The sequence below is a fragment of the Alteromonas sp. 4NH20-0104 genome, assembly GCF_057547795.1.
On sequence record NZ_BAAJLP010000034.1, the window covers coordinates 43,834 to 63,364 of the forward strand.

The 19,531-nt window shown below is 47.0% G+C and carries 24 protein-coding genes; 7 read left to right on the forward strand and 17 right to left on the reverse strand.

The window, feature by feature from the left end:
• The first annotated feature begins 160 nt into the window (after window positions 1-160).
• Complete coding sequence (gene fadE, locus AC27IB_RS19880; RefSeq protein ID WP_487123095.1) at window positions 161-2,584, forward strand: acyl-CoA dehydrogenase FadE; 2,424 nt, start codon at window positions 161-163, stop codon at window positions 2,582-2,584.
• Between the two features lie 101 nt (window positions 2,585-2,685).
• Here fadE and AC27IB_RS19885 read toward each other — a convergent pair whose 3' ends face one another.
• The 3 genes from AC27IB_RS19885 to AC27IB_RS19895 form a co-directional block, all read right to left on the reverse strand.
• Window positions 2,686-2,871 (reverse strand): hypothetical protein, encoded by a 186-nt coding sequence (locus tag AC27IB_RS19885; protein ID WP_487123097.1) that lies wholly within the window; start codon window positions 2,869-2,871, stop codon window positions 2,686-2,688.
• A gap of 210 nt (window positions 2,872-3,081) precedes the next feature.
• On the reverse strand, window positions 3,082-4,083 hold the full coding sequence (gene add, locus AC27IB_RS19890; protein WP_487123099.1) for an adenosine deaminase: 1,002 nt from the start codon (window positions 4,081-4,083) through the stop codon (window positions 3,082-3,084).
• A 6-nt stretch (window positions 4,084-4,089) separates the two neighbouring features.
• Entirely contained in the window at window positions 4,090-4,722 is a 633-nt protein-coding gene (locus AC27IB_RS19895; protein ID WP_487123101.1) for a response regulator transcription factor, read from the reverse strand.
• Window positions 4,723-4,895: 173 nt separating this feature from the next.
• Here AC27IB_RS19895 and cmoA point away from each other — a divergent pair, with 173 nt between their 5' ends.
• The 6 genes from cmoA (at window position 4,896) to AC27IB_RS19925 (ending at window position 11,492) form a co-directional block, all read left to right on the forward strand.
• A complete protein-coding gene (gene cmoA / locus AC27IB_RS19900; RefSeq protein WP_487123103.1) occupies window positions 4,896-5,624 on the forward strand; it encodes a carboxy-S-adenosyl-L-methionine synthase CmoA in 729 nt (242 codons plus the stop codon).
• Between the two features lie 15 nt (window positions 5,625-5,639).
• A complete protein-coding gene (gene cmoB / locus AC27IB_RS19905) occupies window positions 5,640-6,617 on the forward strand; it encodes a tRNA 5-methoxyuridine(34)/uridine 5-oxyacetic acid(34) synthase CmoB (RefSeq protein ID WP_487123105.1) in 978 nt (325 codons plus the stop codon).
• A gap of 158 nt (window positions 6,618-6,775) precedes the next feature.
• Window positions 6,776-7,654, forward strand: a complete 879-nt coding sequence (locus AC27IB_RS19910; protein WP_487123107.1) for a kinase — start codon at window positions 6,776-6,778, stop codon at window positions 7,652-7,654.
• Window positions 7,654-8,478: an HAD-IIB family hydrolase gene (locus tag AC27IB_RS19915; RefSeq protein ID WP_296045784.1), complete on the forward strand. Its 825-nt coding sequence runs from the start codon at window positions 7,654-7,656 to the stop codon at window positions 8,476-8,478. Before AC27IB_RS19910 ends, AC27IB_RS19915 begins: the two co-directional genes overlap by 1 nt.
• Before the next feature lie 8 nt (window positions 8,479-8,486).
• Window positions 8,487-9,710 (forward strand): glycosyltransferase family protein, encoded by a 1,224-nt coding sequence (locus AC27IB_RS19920; protein ID WP_487123109.1) that lies wholly within the window; start codon window positions 8,487-8,489, stop codon window positions 9,708-9,710.
• 3 nt (window positions 9,711-9,713) lie between these two features.
• Complete coding sequence (locus AC27IB_RS19925; RefSeq protein ID WP_296052922.1) at window positions 9,714-11,492, forward strand: sugar phosphorylase; 1,779 nt, start codon at window positions 9,714-9,716, stop codon at window positions 11,490-11,492.
• Window positions 11,493-11,712: 220 nt separating this feature from the next.
• Here AC27IB_RS19925 and AC27IB_RS19930 read toward each other — a convergent pair whose 3' ends face one another.
• From AC27IB_RS19930 to AC27IB_RS19995, 14 genes are all read right to left on the reverse strand, one after another.
• Window positions 11,713-11,928, reverse strand: coding sequence for a hypothetical protein (locus AC27IB_RS19930; RefSeq protein ID WP_487123111.1), 216 nt, complete (start codon window positions 11,926-11,928; stop codon window positions 11,713-11,715).
• Window positions 11,929-11,974: 46 nt separating this feature from the next.
• Window positions 11,975-12,445: a hypothetical protein gene (locus tag AC27IB_RS19935; RefSeq protein ID WP_487123113.1), complete on the reverse strand. Its 471-nt coding sequence runs from the start codon at window positions 12,443-12,445 to the stop codon at window positions 11,975-11,977.
• Between the two features lie 84 nt (window positions 12,446-12,529).
• A complete protein-coding gene (locus AC27IB_RS19940) occupies window positions 12,530-12,904 on the reverse strand; it encodes a hypothetical protein (protein WP_487123115.1) in 375 nt (124 codons plus the stop codon).
• Between the two features lie 18 nt (window positions 12,905-12,922).
• Window positions 12,923-13,354, reverse strand: a complete 432-nt coding sequence (locus AC27IB_RS19945; RefSeq protein ID WP_296052914.1) for a hypothetical protein — start codon at window positions 13,352-13,354, stop codon at window positions 12,923-12,925.
• Between the two features lie 107 nt (window positions 13,355-13,461).
• The gene (locus AC27IB_RS19950; protein ID WP_487123117.1) at window positions 13,462-14,058 is read right to left on the reverse strand and encodes a DUF6624 domain-containing protein; all 597 of its coding nucleotides are present in this window, start codon (window positions 14,056-14,058) and stop codon (window positions 13,462-13,464) included.
• A 468-nt stretch (window positions 14,059-14,526) separates the two neighbouring features.
• Window positions 14,527-14,808 carry an antibiotic biosynthesis monooxygenase family protein gene (locus AC27IB_RS19955; RefSeq protein WP_487123130.1) on the reverse strand — a complete coding sequence of 94 codons (282 nt, stop codon included), beginning with the start codon at window positions 14,806-14,808 and terminating at the stop codon, window positions 14,527-14,529.
• A gap of 74 nt (window positions 14,809-14,882) precedes the next feature.
• Window positions 14,883-15,233 carry a RidA family protein gene (locus tag AC27IB_RS19960; protein ID WP_296052911.1) on the reverse strand — a complete coding sequence of 117 codons (351 nt, stop codon included), beginning with the start codon at window positions 15,231-15,233 and terminating at the stop codon, window positions 14,883-14,885.
• 241 nt (window positions 15,234-15,474) lie between these two features.
• Window positions 15,475-15,855 (reverse strand): VOC family protein, encoded by a 381-nt coding sequence (locus tag AC27IB_RS19965; protein WP_487123119.1) that lies wholly within the window; start codon window positions 15,853-15,855, stop codon window positions 15,475-15,477.
• A 66-nt stretch (window positions 15,856-15,921) separates the two neighbouring features.
• On the reverse strand, window positions 15,922-16,728 hold the full coding sequence (locus tag AC27IB_RS19970) for an alpha/beta fold hydrolase (RefSeq protein ID WP_487123121.1): 807 nt from the start codon (window positions 16,726-16,728) through the stop codon (window positions 15,922-15,924).
• A gap of 53 nt (window positions 16,729-16,781) precedes the next feature.
• Entirely contained in the window at window positions 16,782-17,216 is a 435-nt protein-coding gene (ybiA, locus tag AC27IB_RS19975; protein WP_487123123.1) for a riboflavin biosynthesis intermediates N-glycosidase, read from the reverse strand.
• A gap of 111 nt (window positions 17,217-17,327) precedes the next feature.
• Window positions 17,328-17,765 (reverse strand): hypothetical protein, encoded by a 438-nt coding sequence (locus tag AC27IB_RS19980; RefSeq protein ID WP_296052903.1) that lies wholly within the window; start codon window positions 17,763-17,765, stop codon window positions 17,328-17,330.
• A 286-nt stretch (window positions 17,766-18,051) separates the two neighbouring features.
• Complete coding sequence (locus tag AC27IB_RS19985; protein ID WP_296052901.1) at window positions 18,052-18,522, reverse strand: hypothetical protein; 471 nt, start codon at window positions 18,520-18,522, stop codon at window positions 18,052-18,054.
• A gap of 179 nt (window positions 18,523-18,701) precedes the next feature.
• Window positions 18,702-18,896, reverse strand: a complete 195-nt coding sequence (locus AC27IB_RS19990) for a hypothetical protein (protein WP_487123126.1) — start codon at window positions 18,894-18,896, stop codon at window positions 18,702-18,704.
• A 113-nt stretch (window positions 18,897-19,009) separates the two neighbouring features.
• The coding region (locus tag AC27IB_RS19995; protein WP_487123128.1) for a thiol-disulfide oxidoreductase DCC family protein at window positions 19,010-19,531 on the reverse strand (522 nt) is incomplete at its 5' end.

A 19,531-nucleotide genomic window follows, 5' to 3' on the forward strand; every position in this document is an offset into this window, starting at 1 on the left:
GGCGCGGTTACCCTCTGACTGTGAGCCAATCGTCATCATTTTATGACACTTACCTGGCCAACTCTCCTGTCACTATAACTTGATTTTTTCCGGCAGCGAAGATAGCTTTAGATTATCTGGTCAGACCTCAAAACAAAGAGTACTTGGACGAGGAGAAAAAATGTCTGATTTTATCTGGGTGTTACTGGTAATACTGTCACTGTGTGTGGCCGCCTATCAACGCCTGCCCTTAATGAATGCCATTATTGTTGCAGGCGGCGTACTGTTGATCGGTACCATTTTTGGTTCCCTTGGGCTACTTAGCTGGCTCGTGTTTGTTGTTGTCATGGCGCCTTTTGCCGTGTCGTCAATTCGCATTCCTTATCTCACCAGGCCCATGTTGGCATTTTACCGCAAGGTCATGCCGGAAATGTCGACCACCGAACAGGAAGCTATCGACGCCGGTACCGTGTGGTGGGACGGCGAGATTTTCTCGGGTCGTCCGGACTGGCAAAAGCTCCATGCCATCCCGATGGGTCGCCTGACCCCGGAAGAGCAAGCGTTTCTGGATGGGCCGGTAGACAAAGTCTGCAGCATGATTGACGAATGGCAGGTGAATCACAAAGATGCCGATCTGCCACCAGAGGTATGGGCCTATCTCAAAGAACATAAATTCTTCGCCATGATCATCAAAAAAGAATACGGTGGTCTGGCATTTTCGGCGTTTGCCCAGTCTCGGGTTATTCAGAAACTGGCCGGCACCAGCGCCGTGCTCTCCAGCACAGTAGGGGTACCAAATTCGTTAGGGCCGGGAGAATTACTCCAGCATTACGGCACAGAGGCGCAGAAGAATCATTATTTGCCGCGCCTGGCCAGTGGCGATGAGATCCCCTGCTTTGCCTTAACCAGTCCCGAAGCAGGCTCTGATGCCGGCGCAATCCCTGACCAGGGCATTGTGTGTAAAGGCGAATGGGAAGGCGAAGAAGTACTCGGCATGCGCCTGACATTCGACAAGCGTTATATCACCCTGGCACCGGTTGCCACAGTGATTGGTCTGGCGTTTAAGCTGTACGATCCCGATGGGCTGCTGGGCGGCAAGAAAGAGTTGGGCATTACCTGTGCGTTAATTCCCCACGACACTAAGGGACTGGACGTTGGCCGACGCCACTTCCCGCTGAATACGCCGTTCCAGAACGGCCCGGTGCGCGGTAACGATATTTTTGTACCGCTGGATTACATCATTGGTGGCGCAGATATGGCCGGGAAAGGCTGGCGGATGCTGATGGAATGTTTGTCGGTAGGCCGCTGTATTACCCTGCCCTCAACCTCGGCTGGCGGCGCTAAATCCTGCGCTATGTCTACCGGTGCTTATGCCCGTATCAGACGCCAGTTCAAGCTCCCCATCGGGCATATGGAAGGCGTGGAAGAGATGCTCGCCCGCATTGGCGGTAATGCCTACATGATGGATGCAGTGACACGCTTTTCCACAGTGGGCGTCGATTTAGGCGAAAAGCCATCGGTGATTTCGGCCATCTGTAAATATCACCTGACCGAACGTTCACGGATCACGGTGAACGACGCGATGGATGTGCATGGCGGTAAAGGCATAATGCTTGGGCCAAATAACTATCTCGGCCGCGGGTATCAGGGTATGCCTATCTCTATCACGGTGGAAGGTGCGAATATTCTGACCCGTAATATGATGATCTTCGGTCAGGGTGCCATGCGGTGTCATCCATTTGTGCTTGACGAGATTAAAGCCGCGGCGTTGCCGGATGAACAGGAAGCCATTCAGGCTTTTGATAAAGCCGTCTTTGGTCATATCGGCTTTGCCCTTGCCAATGCGTACCGCAGCGTCTGGTTTACGCTGACCGGGGGCTATTTCCATCAGTCACCGTTTAAAGACAGCACCGCCCGTTATTATCAGCTGTTACAGGGCTATAGCGCTAACCTGGCGCTGCTTACCGACTTGTCCATGGGGATTCTGGGTGGCTCGCTGAAACGCCGTGAACGGTTATCAGCACGACTTGGTGACCTGCTGAGCTATATTTACCTGGCCAGTGCTACCCTTAAACGGTTTGACGAAGAAGGCCGTCAGCATGAAGACCTGCCTTTGCTTCACTGGGCAATGCAGGATCTGATTTATAATCTGGAAACCGCGTTGATGGACTTCCTGGACAACTTCCCGATTAAATGGCTGGGACAGGTCTTAAAACTAAAACTGATCCCCTTCGGGCATCGGGTATCAAAACCCAGTGACGCTAACGAGCATGCCATCGCCAGATTGTTACAGACCCCCGGCACGGCCAGAACCCGCCTTGGCCAGGGCCAGTATCTTACCCGCGAGCCGGGCAGCCTGCCTGGTGAACTGGAGCAAACGCTGGAAGACGTAGTGGCTGCCGAGCCGGTGTTCGACAATATTTGCAGGGCGTTAGGTGAACGACGCAGCTTTACCCAGCTCGACAAACTGGCCGAAGAAGCACTGGCGAAGGATCTCATCAGTGAAGCAGAAGCAGAGCTGCTTAAGCGCACCGAAAAAGGCCGCGCTAAGATTATTGCTGTCGATGATTTTGCGCCGGAAGAGCTGGTTGCCGCAATCAGGTAATTCTGCGATAACCGTTACTAAAAAAGGCACCTTAAGGAGCCTTTTTTATGTCTGTCTGGCCCGGTATCTTTGTAGTTTCACTTAACTCATTACAGGCTTAGTTACTGGCGGCTTACCCGGGTTGAGGATTGCTTAGCCAACTCCAGAATCTGGTAGTAATTGAGGCCGTCAATTTTACTGCCCAGCGGACCATATTCCATGCCCACCTTTTTGTTACCGTCTGCCCCGGCATTAGCGATAAAATCCGTGGCTTTCGCGTTATCAAGCTGAATGGCCAGCAGCGCCATTAACAAGTCGATGCGTTGTTACTTACTCAACGCTTTATCAATTTTCTGCAAACTGTTTTGCGTACTTTGAGCCGAACTGCCATCAACCAAGAATTCGTTTTTAGTGTTCGCACACCCACACAGAAACAGCACTAAAAAACACACGGTGATTTTATTCATTTTTCAGTCCCTGAAAATATAGTAAGCAACCACGTTTGTAATCAATAGTGATTAGCGGTTTAAAGCCATTTCGAACAATTGCTGTTTTTCTGTGGCGGAGATAAACGACTGGTTAACACCATTGATTTGAATTTGCCGCAGCTGCTCATCCGTTAGCTGAACAACCTCTTTGGCGACCCGGTATTCATCTTTAATGTCGATGGCCGATACGCCCGGGTCATCAGTATTAAGAGTGACTTCAATACCCGCTGCTAAAAAAGCTTTCATAGGATGATTGGCAGTGTCTACTACGGTGGCGGTCTGGTAATTGGATGTGGGGCAGCTTTCCACACCAATGTTGTGCTCTACCAGATACTCGAGCAGCCTGTCATCGTCTTTGGCGGCCACGCAGTGCCCTATTCGACTGGCGCCCAGCAGCTCAATGGCATTCCAGATACTCTGCGGGCCATCGGCTTCGCCGGCGTGTACGGTTATCTGCCAGCCAGCATCCCTGGCCTGTTTAAAATGCTCGGTAAACAAAGGCGCCGGGTAACCCAACTCATCGCCGGCTAAATCCAGTGCCGTGATATGATCTTTATGTGCCAGCAAACCGTTGAGTTCCTGCGTGCACGCATCCGTACCAAAAGTGCGGCTCAGGATACCGATTAAATTATGTTTAATCATAAAATCGCGACTGCCTTCGGCGCAGCCGGCTATGGTCGCTTCCACCACATCCGCTACGTTTAACTGATGTGACTGCGCCATGTAGAACGGGGAAAATCTTAACTCAACGTAGTCTAGCCCGGCCCGTTTGGCATCCTGCATATTTTCATAAGCGATGCGGTAACAGGCCTCGGTATCTGCAAGCACGGAAATGCCATAATCCAGCCGCGCCAGAAACGCCAGTAAGTCGGCAGTCTTATCCTGGATTTGGCACAACGGGCGAAGTTCGTCGAGATCTTTAGCAGGAAGTGCAATGTTATGCCTGGTGGCAAGATCCCATATGGTTTCAGGGCGGATATTACCGTCGAGGTGACGGTGGATATCCACCAGTGGAAGCTGCGGGTCTATCACAGTGGATCAGTTAATCTGAAGCTTGTCCATCAACAGCACCGCTTGCGTGCGGGTATTGATATCCAGTTTTTTAAGCGCCGCACTAATATGTGCTTTCACCGTTGCCTCGGTAACATTCATTTCGTGCGCAATTTGCTTGTTCATCATGCCTGCACGCACGTATTTCAGCACTAATACCTGTTTAGGAGTAAGTTCTTTGAAACGCTCAAGCATGTCATTCATGTTACCGCTGTTGAACGTCATTTTTTCGGCAATATCGGCGGGTAGCCACTGTTCACCGCTGAGCACAATATCAATGGCTTCAGCAATGGTTTTAGTTGGCGTGGCTTTAGTGATGTAACCTTTTGCGCCCAGGGTGATTGCCTGTGAAATAACATCAATATCGTCATTGGCCGAAACCATCACAATAGGTAACGCCGGATAACGTTCTTTCACTGTGGTGAGCGTTTCGAACCAGTTGGCACCCGGCATGGATAAATCCAGTAGCAGGAGGTCAGCATCATTGCTGCGAGCCAGGAGTTCAATTAATGCATCCGTCGATTCAGCTTCAAGAACTTCCAGTCCCTCAAACAGCGGGGTTAACGCACCTGATAAAGCTTCCCTGAAAAGCGGATGATCGTCGGCAATTATAAACTTCATTAAATCGGTGCCTCGGTGGCTGTCATTATTATCAATGAGTATAGGTTAATACTAAAGATTAAACGATTGAAGTAAAGAATGCCGTATAACCGAATTTTTTTATATACAGGCTTGGTTTTCTGCCGCCACCGGGTAAAATTGCCGACCAAACTGCTACTAAAGAAGAATTTATCGTGTCGAATAAAGACAATCTGTTTGCAACGCCTTTAAAACAGGTCAGCGATTTCCAGTTTGATGATGCCGTTGCGGATGTATTTCCCGACATGATTAGCCGCTCTATTCCCGGTTACCAAACCATTATCGAAACCATAGGTCAACTGGCAGCCAGCCATGTGAAAGCCAATACCAACGTGTATGATTTGGGTTGTTCTTTAGGCGCTGCGTCATTTTCGGTGTCACGCCATTGCCCACAAGACCACTGCAATATTATAGCCGTCGACAGCTCAGCGGCCATGGTTGAACGTTGTCAGCGCAAAGTTGGAGCGTTTCAGTTGCCCAACCCAATCACCGTAAAGCAGGGTTTTGCGCAATCAGAAGACATTACTAATGCGTCGATGGCGGTAATGAATTTTACCCTGCAGTTTATTCCGCCTGCCGAGCGCGCCGGTATTATCAGGCAAATCTATGATGGCTTGTTACCGGGGGGGATCTTCGTTATCTCCGAAAAGATTCGCCACGACAATGATCAGGGTAATAATGTCATTAATGACCTGCACCTGCAGTTTAAACGTCAAAATGGCTACAGCGAGCTTGAAATCAGTCAAAAGCGCGCCGCTTTAGAGAACGTCATGCTAATTGACACCTTTGATATTCATCAGTCGCGGCTAAAAGCAGCGGGCTTTACTGATGTGGTAATGTGGTATCGCTGTTTTAACTTTATGTCACTGGTGGCAATTAAATAATCCGGGCCTGAATTTATGTCTGCATCTGAACTCTTTTACAACTGCTATAAAGACTTACTCGATAGTCCGCTATCACACTGGTTAAATACCCTGCCCCGGCAAATGGATGACTGGTATGGCAACGCCTTGCACGGTGAGTTTAAGAAGTGGCAAAAGCTGGTTGCCAAACTGCCTGCCACAGAAGCCGGTGCGCTTAACTTTAAAGACAGCGTTACCATTGGCGCAGCAGCAGACATCGATACTTACACCCAAAAACAAATTGAGGGCTTACTCCGCCAGTTTATGCCCTGGCGCAAAGGGCCTTATCATGTGCACGGGATCCACATTGATACCGAGTGGCGTTCCGACTGGAAATGGGACCGGGTGTTACCGCATCTTGCGCCATTACAAGGCAGGCAGGTGCTGGATGTAGGGTGTGGCAGTGGTTATCATCTCTGGCGCATGTATGGCGAAGGCGCAGCCGGTGTTTATGGCATCGACCCCACGCAGTTATTCCTGATCCAGTTTTTAGCCATCAAGCATTTTATTGGCGACGCGCCGGTGCATTTTCTGCCACTGGGCATCGAACAAATGCAGGCCACTGGCGCATTCGATACGGTGTTCTCTATGGGGGTGCTCTACCACCGCCGTGATCCTATGGAATTTTTACAGCAGCTGAAGTCACAATTACGCAAAGGCGGCCAGTTAGTGCTGGAGACCCTGGTGGTCGACGGTGACGAACAAACCGTTCTAATGGCGGGTGACCGCTATGCACAAATGCGTAACGTGTGGTTTCTGCCCAGTTCGAAAGCCTTACTGGTATGGCTGCAGCGTCTTGGCTTTACCGATTGTCAGGTGGTGGATGAATGCGTTACCAGCACCGACGAACAACGCGCTACCAGTTGGATGAGCACCCACTCCCTGGTGGATTTTCTTGACCCTGAGGATCCGTCTAAAACGATTGAGGGCTATCCAGCCCCCAAACGGGCTGTGATTATCGCCAATAAGGGATAAATCCATTCTTAAAGCATGCAGAGACCTGCATTCGATCGCTTTTTGTGCAATCATTACCAAAAGGGATCGTTAAGCAGTAATTATCGACTGAATTGGCACAAATGTTGTAACAAAATTACGAACATGCTGTGCGAATCATCAATAACTAAGGCAGCTTTATGGACATTTCTACATTTCTTGCGGCGCATCAACTTCCAGAGAGCTACCGCGACATTGCACAAAAATGGTTCATCCCATTAGCAGATGAAATCCATGAGCACCAAAGTAGTGCAAAGAAGCCTTTTTTTGTGGGCGTGAATGGATGCCAGGGCTCGGGAAAATCCACCCTGTGTGACTTTTTAGTGTTTTATCTGACTGAGTATAAAAAGCTCAATGTGGTCTCGCTGTCGCTGGATGATTTTTATCTGGACAAGTCGAGCCGTAACGCACTGGCGGTAAAAGTTCACCCTCTGCTGGCTACCCGTGGCGTCCCCGGGACACACGATGTAGACCTGGCAAAGACAACGTTTGACAGGTTACGCGGTTACGGCACCGTGTCTATTCCACGCTTCAATAAAGCTATCGATAACCCCTTCCCGGTGGTCGACTGGCCGGTTATCCACTCGCCACCGGATATTGTATTGGTTGAAGGCTGGTGCTGGGGCGTAAGCCCGCAAACCAAAGCGCAACTGGAGACACCGGTTAACGCACTGGAACAGGATGAGGATCCGTTGGGGATCTGGCGGACCTACGTCAATAAGCAACTCAGCGAAAGCTATCAGGGGCTGTTCGACCAGATGGCTTTTTGGGTCATGTTAAAAGCCCCCTCTTTCGGGCAGGTTTACAACTGGCGCAAAGAGCAGGAACATAAACTCGCTGCTAAACTGGGTTCATCTGAGGCGCACAGTGGCATTATGACCGATCTGGAAATCGAACGGTTTATACAGCACTACCAGCGTTTAACCGAACAAAGTCTGGAGACATTGCCCGAGCGATGTAATTACGTTTACCATCTGGACGACACCCGTCAAATCACTCATGTAGAAAAGGCTGTTTAATGGATCAATCAAGTACTGTGATCTTTACTGACATGGACGGCACGTTGCTGGATCATCACACCTATAGCTTTGCAGCCGCACAGCCAACGCTGGATGCGCTGGCTGAACGCGGGGTACCGGTGATACCTAATACCAGCAAAACCTTCGCAGAAATGACCGAATTGCGGGAAAAAATCGGTTTAAACGGCCCTTTCGTGGTAGAGAATGGCGCTGCAGCGTATATCCCACATGGCTTTTTTAAACAAAAACCGGCCGGCACGATCTGGCAGGACGGTTTTTGGTGTAAGTCCTTTATCTCTTCAAAGGGCTACTGGTTAAAACTACTGGAAATTGTTAAAGCTGATTTTGCAGGTGAGTTTACCCACTTTAGTGAAATGAGCACCGAAGATTTAATGGCTGCCACCGGTTTGAGCGAGGACGAAGCCCGCTTAGCAGCCAAACGCCAATTTGGCGAACCGGTAATGTGGCTTGGTAGTGAAATTCGCAAAGCCGAATTTATCGAGTCAGTCAGAGAACGTGGCGCAACACCGCTGGAAGGCGGCCGTTTCATCCATATTTCCGGAGACTGTACTAAAGGTAAAGCACTAAGCTGGTTTATGGAGGAGTATCAACGTCAGTCGGCGGTAACTGCAACATCTATAGCCCTTGGCGATGGTAAGAACGACATCGCCATGATGGAAGCTGCAGATATTGCCGTACGTATTGCGTCACCCACGCATGAGCCTCCCCCGGTAGATAAAAAAGATAACGTATATACCAGCACACAACTTGGCCCTGAGGGCTGGACAGAAATGCTTACACAATTGCTTTCATTGAAAGATTAGGAGGACACATGGCCGATTTTTACCAAAATGGTGTCGTGACAACGCTACACAATCTCGCCAGCCGCTCGACCGAAGCACTCGAAGCTGAGCTGTTACGCTTTTCTCAGAAACGTCCCATGGCACTTATTTTGCCATCGCTGTTTTCGGAGCTTGAAGGACCGGCATTAGGCCATATCGTTGACGAACTAACGAATGTCCCTTACCTGTCTGAAATTGTTATCGGACTGGACCGCGCGAGCCTGGATCAGTACCGCCATGCACAGGGCTTTTTCAGTCGTCTGCCCCAACACCACCGTATTTTATGGAATGATGGCCCGCGTTTAAAAGCCATCGATGAAGAGCTCCAGGCCCTGGATCTGGCGCCTAAAGAGCTTGGTAAAGGCCGTAACGTCTGGTATTGCATGGGCTATATTCTGGCCTCTAATAAAGCCGAATCGGTGGCACTGCACGACTGCGATATTATTACCTACAACCGTGACTTACTGGCACGCCTGATTTATCCGGTAGCCAACCCACAGTTTAACTATGAATTCTGTAAGGGATATTACGCCCGCGTTGCCGACGGTAAAATCAACGGCCGTGTATCACGCTTGCTGGTAACACCATTGCTGCGAGCGCTTAAGCGCACGCTGGGTGACAACGAATACATTGAATTTATGGACAGCTTCCGCTATCCACTGGCAGGTGAATTCTCATTCCGCCGCGATGTACTTAACGATATCCGTATCCCAAGTGACTGGGGACTGGAAATTGGCGTGCTGTCTGAAATGCACCGCAACTACTCGCACAACCGTTTGTGTCAGGCCGATATTGCTGAAACCTACGATCACAAACATCAGGACCTGTCACTGAACAATGAGCAAGGCGGGTTATCCAAAATGTCTATCGACATTACCAAAGCCTTGTTCCGTAAGTTAGCGACTCAGGGGCAATCATTCAGCAATGAAATGTTCCGTTCGATTAAAGCCACGTATTACCGTATTGCCCTGGATTTCATTGAAACCTATCACAACGATGCGGTTATGAATGGCCTGACACTGGATATTCACAGCGAAGAAAAAGCCGTTGAAATGTTTGCCAGTAACATTATGAAAGCCGGTCAGCATTTCCTTGAAAACCCAATGGAAACACCGTTTATTCCAAGCTGGAACCGGGTAACCAGTGCAGTACCCGACATTCTTGACCGTCTGCTCGAAGCGGTTGAAGCTGATACAGAAGAATTTAAAGGATAATCAATGACAAAACGCTGGGATTACTTACACGAAAAAATTAGTCATCATCTTCAGTTTATCTATGCAGATGTGGTTACTAGCACGCCTATAGGCGATCTGGCCACAGAGCTGATGAATACCATTGGCCTGCAAAAAGAAGATGACATAGTGATCCCCGAGCCACACAGAAACTATTGGGATGAGCAGGACATTGTCATGATCACCTACGGTGACAGCGTGGTCAACGAACACGAGTCACCGTTGTTTACCTTGTTCAGGTTTTTACACACCTACTGTAAAAGCACGATCAACAAAGTGCATATCCTGCCATTCTTTCCGTTTAGTTCTGATGATGGCTTTTCGGTAATAAACTATTCAAGTGTAAACGAATCACTGGGCACCTGGTCAGACGTACATCGTATTGCAGCGGAGTACGGCCTGATGTTTGACCTGGTGATCAACCACTGCTCGTCGCGCAGTATGTGGTTCGACAACTTTATTAAAGGCGAAGGCCCGGGCAGTGACTTCTTTTTAACCGCCGATCCAACGGCCGACTTAACAGATGTTACCCGCCCCCGCACGAGCCCTTTACTGCGTGAAACAGAAACGGCAAACGGTACCCAGCATGTATGGTGTACCTTTAGCCACGACCAGGTGGATTTTGATTTTAGAAACCCGAAGGTCCTGATCACGTTTATCCAAATCATCAAGCATTACATTGATAACGGTGCCAAATTATTCCGCCTGGATGCAGTGGCTTTTTTATGGAAAATCATTGGCACCAAGTGCATTAACCTGCCGCAAACGCACGAAGTGATCCGCTTAATGCGCACGCTGATTGAGCATGTTGACCCGAGTATTATTATTATTACCGAAACTAACATTCCCAATCGTGAAAACCTGACCTATTTTGGTAATGCCAACGAGGCCCACGCGATATACAACTTCTCGCTGCCGCCGCTGTTGGTTAACACCATGGTAACCGGTGACTGTACTTACCTGAAAAGCTGGATGATGAGTATGCCGCCGGCCCAAAACGGGACGACCTACTTTAACTTTATTGCTTCCCACGACGGCATAGGGTTACGCCCGGCTGAAGGCCTGCTGAGTGACGAGGAAATTGGTACGCTGGTGCAGTCGATGCAAAACTTTGGTGGCCGCATCTCATGGCGCTCCAGTGAGCATGGTCAGCAAAAGCCGTATGAAATTAACATTACGCTATTTGATGCCATGCAAGGCACGGTTAAAGGGCCGGATAAATTCCAGGTCGACCGTTTTTTATGTGCTCACGCTATTATGCTGGGGATGGAAGGTATACCAGGACTGTATATTCATAGTCTGCTGGGTACCTCCAACGACTACGATAAAGTGGCAAATACCGGCCAGAATCGTTCCATAAACCGCAAACGTTGGGACTATTCAGAGCTGGAGTCACAGCTGGACTCACCTTATTCGCAACATCATAAGGTGCTCACCCGTTTGTCGCAGTTAATCCGCATCCGTAAGGCACAGGAAGCTTTCCATCCTAACGCTACGCAGTTTACCCTGCAGTTAGGCGCGACTCTGTTTGGTTACTGGCGTCAAAGCCTGAATCGCAAACAAAGTATTTTCTGTATCTCGAACGTAACTGATGAAGAACAATCTATCCTGTTATCTGATCTTAACCTGATTGGCACCGATAACTGGATTGATTTAGTTACCCGTGAACAAATTGATGATGTACTGGGCTTTATTCAGTTAAAACCCTATCAAACCGTATGGTTAAGCAATATGGATTACGAAGAGTACCGAAAAAATCAGTAATTAATGTAAAGGCTCCCAAGGGAGCCTTTTTAATGCGCTGGCGAGAGCCACCGGGACTTGATTACAGCGTAGAGGGGCATCACTACAAGAAGAATATCAACAGACAGTAAGAATAAAAACATAATGGGCGAAGACTCAAAGGTGTACTCTCTGCCTCTTTGGCCACTTATAGAGCCGGTCTGTATTGCATTGAATGCAAACCATGATAAGAGAACAGCAATCAACACAGAAAAAACTGTGCCGCAGGCCCCAGTGGCTTTTTTCCCTCCTCAGGCTGCTCTAACTCTTCATCAACCGGTTCTACCGGCTCGGAATAGCCCTTAAGTGTTAACTGGGCCTTTATCGATTCTACCCGCGCCGGATAAACCTGTTTATCAATTGAGTCCAGCGCCTCACAGAGTTCATCGACTGTATAGTTTTTGTAATCCGGTTCCATATGTTGTGTTTTTATTGCTTCTCGGGCTTAAGCTTTTTCACAAGATTTAGCACCTGGCATCAGTGATAACCATATTGGTGATCATGCTTACCCGGCTTTGGCTATCGCCATCACGCAAATCAATATCAATCGTTCTGCCCCGCTGTAGCTGCTTTCTCAAATCATCGTGAACACAAACCAGGTTAAGAATAGAGGTTTTCCACTCAGCTTTGAGTTGTTGTTTATTCGGACGTTGATAGTTTGTGAGTGAAAGATCGGTACCATCAGAATAAGTAAAGACTAGTTTGATCACCGGTTGTGAAGTGCTGATGCGATTAAAAGTAATATGTTGTAATTCCGGCTCGAAAAACTGCTTTAAGGCTTCGTGGTATTTCTCATCCTGCCATTGTGGGTAATTACCGAAAAACAGGGTAAACAAAAAAGAAAAGACAAACACACCAAAAACAATGTAGCCGTATTGTTTGACAAAAGCCGCAACCGCCCACCCGGCTTTCGGTTTAAACCGGCCGGTTTTCACAACAACTAAATCCGCATAATAAACCGATGAGGATTATCCCAACGTTAATCCTGGCTGGCCGCGTCCATTGGCAACTACGCATCATCAGGGGGTTTGCTCTTCGTTGCCTCGCTTTTGTAACTCATTTTGGTACTGCCGCTCTGTAACAAACCATAAAACAATGCCAAACAGGCATCCCCCGACAGTCCATACTATGGCTCCGATAACAATATGAGCCCACTCAATATGACCTTGTTCATCAATTACATCATTAACTATAAACGTCATAAGGATAAACATTGGGACACCCAAGGCAGCAAGCCTTTCACCAGGGTAAATGTTAATGCCCCATGCTTTCTTGCTTCTTGCCAGTTTTTGAATTCCTTTTCTTTCATCGTATCTTAGCTCCCTATTAACGCTTATTCTTTGCGCCACCAGCACATCTGCCGGGATATCGCCAGGCGCAATTGTTTGCGGCAAGACGCCAGAAAAGCCATGTTACGCAGCATCTTTGTGGCTATGACCATAAAAATACCCTGACAAAGCAATCAATATAGCTTGCAGCGCAGCCGCCGGGATGACAATAAACAGATCTATCCGGATATTAGCGTGTTTAGGCAAAGAAAGCTCCAACACCAGCCAGGCACAAAGCAGCAGCATAAACATACCGGCTGAGAATACAAAAAGTAACTGACTGCGCCGGATAAACGCCGGCCTCGTGATCCTTACCGCAATAAGCGTACTAAGTGAAATAACCGGCACCATGCATATAGCAGAAAGGGCAATGAGGTAAACCGTTCGCCAGGGTTGTTCGTCACTAGTTTCAGGCACTCCGATTAAAGCGTTGCAGCCTGCCAACATAAAACAACCCGCCAATAATACGACTATTCTCACTGTGTACCTTCCATGATTTTTAAAATTATTCCACACTGATAGTTAACCGTTAGCCCAAACAATGGGTCACAGTACAGTAGGCTTATTGCTTATTGCTTAACGCCCTGCGAGCTAAATATCATTCAAACAACAAAATGCGTTGCTCAATTGAGATCTATTTCAGGGTGGTCCTTAATGCCATACATCTCTTCCATCAGCTTTTTATAAAATGCTAAAGGTGGCATGTTCATCTCGGCTCTTCTTTCGTCTACTGTATCGATATTTGCAATGGGCATAAACACTATCTCGCCATCTTCAAGATTTGCTTGGGTGCCATACCGTTGCTTTTGCCCTTTATGAATAAGTACACGGTCGGTCAATAATGCGACCTCCTGCCCCGATACGCCTTCATTATTTAAGTAGGATGTCTTTAATACCGGCAACATCTTTTCCTGAAACGCCGTGTCGGGAGAGTGCTGAATTATCAGAAAGGCCGCGCCAATACCTTCCTTGCCGACTTCATCCATAGAAAACCATTGCCGGTGTCTCAAGAGCTTTTTGAGCTTTTCCGTATTGTTATGGTCGATGGTTGATAATTTGTTGTGTAGCGCTTTCGGCGCTTCGTTCCAGCCTGCGTCGGCCAATTGCTTGCGTGCCGATTGGTCTAGTCTGGCCATTTCTAACAGATCGCTCTGTAGGCTCTGATCGATTTCAGCGAAAACCAGAAAGGGCATGAAAAGAAGAAAAGAGAGTAAGCGCATATTTTGCTGTCCTTATGAACACTTCACTGCCCTATCCGGGGCAGTAACATGTGGGCCCGAAATCAGAAAAACGCAACGCTGCCCACGAGCGTTACGATTACTCTGCAAGCCATTACAGAGGATTGATAATGGTTATTTTCTAACACCTGTCGCGGCCCCAATCAACTACGTTATTCAAGTGCGTGTAGTCTTTTGCGTATATCGTCAAGCACCAGAAAGTCACCAGGAAATACGGCGCCAACTATTGCGGCGACTAACAGCCCTAATAACCCACCGATTAAACCGCGCGCTTCAAAACCCACTGCAAATCCTGCAACCAACTTTACCCACCATGCAATTTCGAGCGAGATAGAATACAGCTTAACGACAAGTCTGGATAGTATTTCACTTGCCTTTACCTAATTGATTTCCTTTGCTTTTAACTAATTCTGCAAAAGACCAGACAACCGGGCTCACAATAACGAGCGGTTATCCGAAGCCGTAACGTCTTTTGATTTCCACTACCTCAACGCAATAAGAGGAATACCATTTTTCCTGCCCCCATTTTTGGGCTACGGCATGCTGAGCATCCTGGTGCCAGTTTTGGATATCGATTTCTGAAAGCCAGTAAGAAATCGCTATTTCTTGCTCGCCCTCTGTTACTGCAATGAAGTCCTGGCAGTTGTATTTACTGAACGCCAATTCTCGCATTGTGGCAACGGTTTCGGCGTAGCGCTGATCCTGATTGCCCGTTTTGGCTTTGAATATCACAGCAAACAATTTATAGACTCCCGGTTTAACGCATTAGCACATAACGCCACGCGATGACGCGCTTTCGTAATCTTTTAAGCTTTACCGTTAAATGCAATTACTTCTATCTCTACTAAATGGTTAGGGCTATACAGGCGTTTAACTTCGACCAGTGTAGAGCTGGGGTACTGATTGTTGGGAAATTTTTCTTTGCGAACCTTTCCCAGCTTTTTAAATGACTCAATATCAGTAGTGTAGATCACCTGCTTAACGATGTGCTCCATCCCTAAGCCCTGATCACGCAGGGTGTTCTGGATCAGGGAATAGATCTCTCTCACCTGCTCTTCCATAGTTGGCTTATCGCTAGCGATGCCAGATAAATACACGTTATTACCTGCAACAACCACTTGTGAGTAGCCTATTTCTGCTTCCCAGGGGTTGTACATCTTTCTCTTTATCTGATTGTCAGCACAGGCAGATAAACTCATCATTGCAAACAGAAACGCAAATAAAAATGTTAGGCTTCGTTTATAAAACACGCACTCTCTCCAAACAACGTATCGCCCTGATTTGGAGGCGTAAAACGTGTAGTTAAATACTGCGAAACAGCCCCTGAGATCCGGTTGACGCCACCAGGAACGGGCTATTAACGTTTGAGCGGGCCTGCAAACGGCACCTGATGGAGCATCATTCTCCCAATGGAGGCTCCCAAAGCTCGACCTTATTTCCTTCAGGGTCTATTACCCAGGCAAATTTACCAAATTCTGATTCTTCGGTTTTATCGAGGACATTACAACCTTCAGCATGAAGTGCGGTTAATAGGCCGGGCAAATTATCCACCCGATAATTAACCATAAAAGGAGACTCGCTCGGCGTGAAATTTTCACCATTCCCTATCATCCAGGCAGTGGTACCCGCGTAGGGATTTCCTTCACCATCGACCCATTTAAAGGAGGTTCCCCCCCAGGCTTGCACATCTATCCCTAGATGTTTTTTGTACCAATTCTGCAGCATCTCTGGATCTTTGGCCTTTATAAAAATGCCGCCTATTCCTGTTACCCGAGTCATGTTATCGCTCCTTAGGTGCGCTCAGTTATACATTTATGTACGAAAATGTTTTGTTACCTTTGCTTGTTAGTTTTTGTCCAGCGTTTGCATGAGGGCTAAAAGCTCGTTCATAACCAGCTCTGGCTCATCCACCTGAATAAAGTGGCCACTTTTTTCTGTCAGAACAGCCTTTCCCTGTGGAAATGCACCTGTCCAGCTTTGCCACAGTTCCCCCCACTTCTTCCTGCCTAGATCGGTAAAAAACAAATTAGCCGGATTAGTGATTTTCCTAACAGAAGCAATAACCGTTACAGGCATATCTTTAATCTGTGGATAATCAGGTAGCGGCCTTTTACTCCAAAAATCGAGATACTGGTTCGACATACCATCAGCCATATCAAAGAGTTTGATTTGAGCAATTTGCTGGTTCCCTTTTTCCAAATCAATTGCACGCATTATATCAACATCATGTTCAGAGGATGGGTCTAACATTAATAGGGCTTTTATTTGTTTTGGATATGCCGCAGCAAAATCTCGTGCAATGCTGCCACCATACGAATGAGCGACTAAAATAACAGGTTGTTTATCATTCAATTTGACTAAAAGTTCACTTGCATAGCGGGCATAATCATTCGACGTAAAATGCTGCTTTATCGCTGTTGATTTACCATTGCCTACTCTGGAATAGCGAATAACCGTTGCATACTCGGCGATTTTATTAAAAACGGAGTCCCAATCAGACATTCCGGCGCCACCACCAGCTTCCAGCAAAACAGTATGCTTAACTTTTCCCGCCACTTCGTACTCCAGCTCAAACTCGTTAACACTGAGCAGATTTGGCTGGGCAGAAAGTGAGAAAGACAACGTAATGGCAATTAGTAAGATGAACTTCAAAATTTCTCCTTAAATCACTCACGCCTTAAACAGCGAGTGACTGCAGTGTTAAGTTAGATTTTGAGTTGCTCTCGAACCGACACCAGGATTTCTCCCAACTTATTTAAACCAGTGCCGTTTTTTCCAATTCCCCAATAATAATCACCTGGTGCGTTCTCTACTATATTTTGATTACCCGTAAATAATAGTAATTCAGATAGCTTGGGGTGAGTTTTGAACTTTTTTAACACCGCGCGAAACATGATTTCTTCTTTAACTGTTTCCCAGTCTTCTCTAATTGCAACCTTTCGGCTTCGGCCCAATTCAGCCGCTTGCTTAGGTGAATGAGCAGTCCTGATTTTTTCCTGATATTCCTTGTCTTCGAATTTCTGAGCCTGAAAGTAATGCTCTACGGTTGGCCACCAGAGTCCATCTACCTCTATTCCATGTTTGGAAAAGTTTGAGAATTCACCATATGCGTCAGTTTTTGTATAAAAAAAGATGGTCATAATTAAGTACGGGTAAAACTTCCTACAAAGGGGCGATAACACATGGGCTAAAATTAGCAGCGAATTAACGCAACAGGTGTATTAATTGACTTGTTATGTGCCAGCACACTTTTACTGCTGCCATAGCTTTACGGTGCCCAATAAATAAAACGTACCATAGATACAGCAAATAATTGAACTTATTACCCAAAACGTCATTGAATTTTGATGTACCACCGGGTCTGACGTAAGAAAGGGGCCAATTAAGCCAGCGACACCGCGCACCAAATAGATAGCAGTAATTAAAACCAAACCTGTTTTAAGTAGCGGAAATTTAAATATCACACCGGCACCAGATAAAGCATACAAGCCCCAACCAGCAAGAATTGCAGCAATGACTAATGTGGCAATGGTTGGATATGGGTCCCCCTGAGCAGCGAGTTGAGCCATTCTTTGACCAGCCCCAAAAAAGAGATACCAGTCCGGGCCACCAAAAATACAACTAATGTGTAGCAGTGCAGCTAGTAAGCTTAAACTGCCAGCGATTATTAACGGTTTATTCCTGCGCATTCAAAATCCTTTTGGCACATAACGCCCTGCTTAAGGGCGGAAATAAATGGGCAATAAGGAGGAACACCTTGAGGCAGCCCATGTGTTTGCGCCCCATTGCGCCGGCAGTAAATTATCAGGCTTGCTGCCAACTGAAATAATGCTTATTCGAAGGCCTAAAATCAACTAAGAATCTAACGCCTATACTCGGAGGCAGACCACGCAAAAGGCTGTCGCGACTTTCATTTTGCCAGGCGCTCGAAAGTACTTTCCGGTAAACCAGATTTTAGGATGTACTGGTATACTGTCATTCTTTAGTAATTTCCAGCAATTGATAACGCTCACGCTCTAAGCGTATGTTCAGCTGCTTGAAGTTGCTTAATTCCGCAGCGTGCTGGCCCTCACCCTCTGGATAATTTACAAACATTATGACGGTTTCTGCACTTTTATGACCCTCTGGCAATAGTACCGAACTTATTACTGAAGACGGCGCTATCTCGAAGCTAGCTAAGAGGACTTGCTGCTGATAAATCATCATAAGTTGCTGTTTGTTAGCAAACCATTCAGGTCCGCTTAACGATGTTAATTGCGGCAACAGTGTTGAATCACTAATAAACAGTAAATCCAAAGCCACCGGCATAGAACGATTAGCGTTGGCCGTAGCCTCAATACTCACTTCTCTTAAGGAGTTACTGCGCATGGCGGAGCAACTTGCTAGCAGAACAACGATTAACAACAAAGATAGGTATTTTATTGCCTGGTGCATTAAGAATTTCATTTTGCTGTGTCCACTGTAAAATGAGTTTCCCCTAGAGGTGCTGGTATTTCGCTTTAAAACGGCGCATCATTTTAGGCTACGTGGCAGGCTTAAATACCGAGCGAATTGCAGGATGCCTACGTATATTTGCCCCTAGCGAGTGTTAATGCGTTTGTATGGATAATTGACGCTAAGCTTTCTTACTTTTTTCCATAAAGCCAACCACCTAACCCAGCGCCAATGAGAAGCCCCATATAACCATACATAGCCGGAATATTAATTTCCTTAGTCGCAACAATTAAGATTCCCGACAAACCCGCCATTAGCCAAGCGATCATTTCAAATCTCGAGAATTCTTTACTGAAAATTGATTTGTTGTTGCCATCCGTGTTCATTTTATTTCCTTTTCATATAACGCTAAGCTTTGGCGCGCAGGAGTGGGGCTATATTCGTAAAACGGCCCCGTATATGCGTCCCACGAGCGCTAACGAGTGACTTTATTTGCTTGTTATATAGCAAGACCTCGGAACCTACTTAAGACCTTTTCATCGGGTATTTGACAATGCTTTGTACCACCGAACAGCTTAATGCGATTCCGGGCAAAAACTTTGTAGAAAAAGTCTCTAAATGAGCTCGGCACGATTTTAAATATACCGAATAAAAACCAGAACCCAGCTAGGTCTTTAGCTATTTCTAGTGCAGCGCCCGACCACAGAAAGACTTGCCCGTTTTTAACCAGCATAAAAGTATCAACACCTACGGTATCGACTTTATAGCGTTCGATAACTTCTTGTGCATATTCTGATTGCATTGGTGAGAATATAAACCGCTCGGTTTTGTCGCGCTTCAAAATAAATGCAACTGCTCCATTACAAAAGTTACACACACCATCGTAAATAACCAAGTCCTTGTCTTCCACTGAACTACCCCGTGATAAGATGCCTCGTTTAAGGGGCAGAAACATAGAGGCTAAAATACGAAGCAGCCTATGAGTTTGTGTCCCAGCGAGCCTGCGAGCAACTAAAGCAGT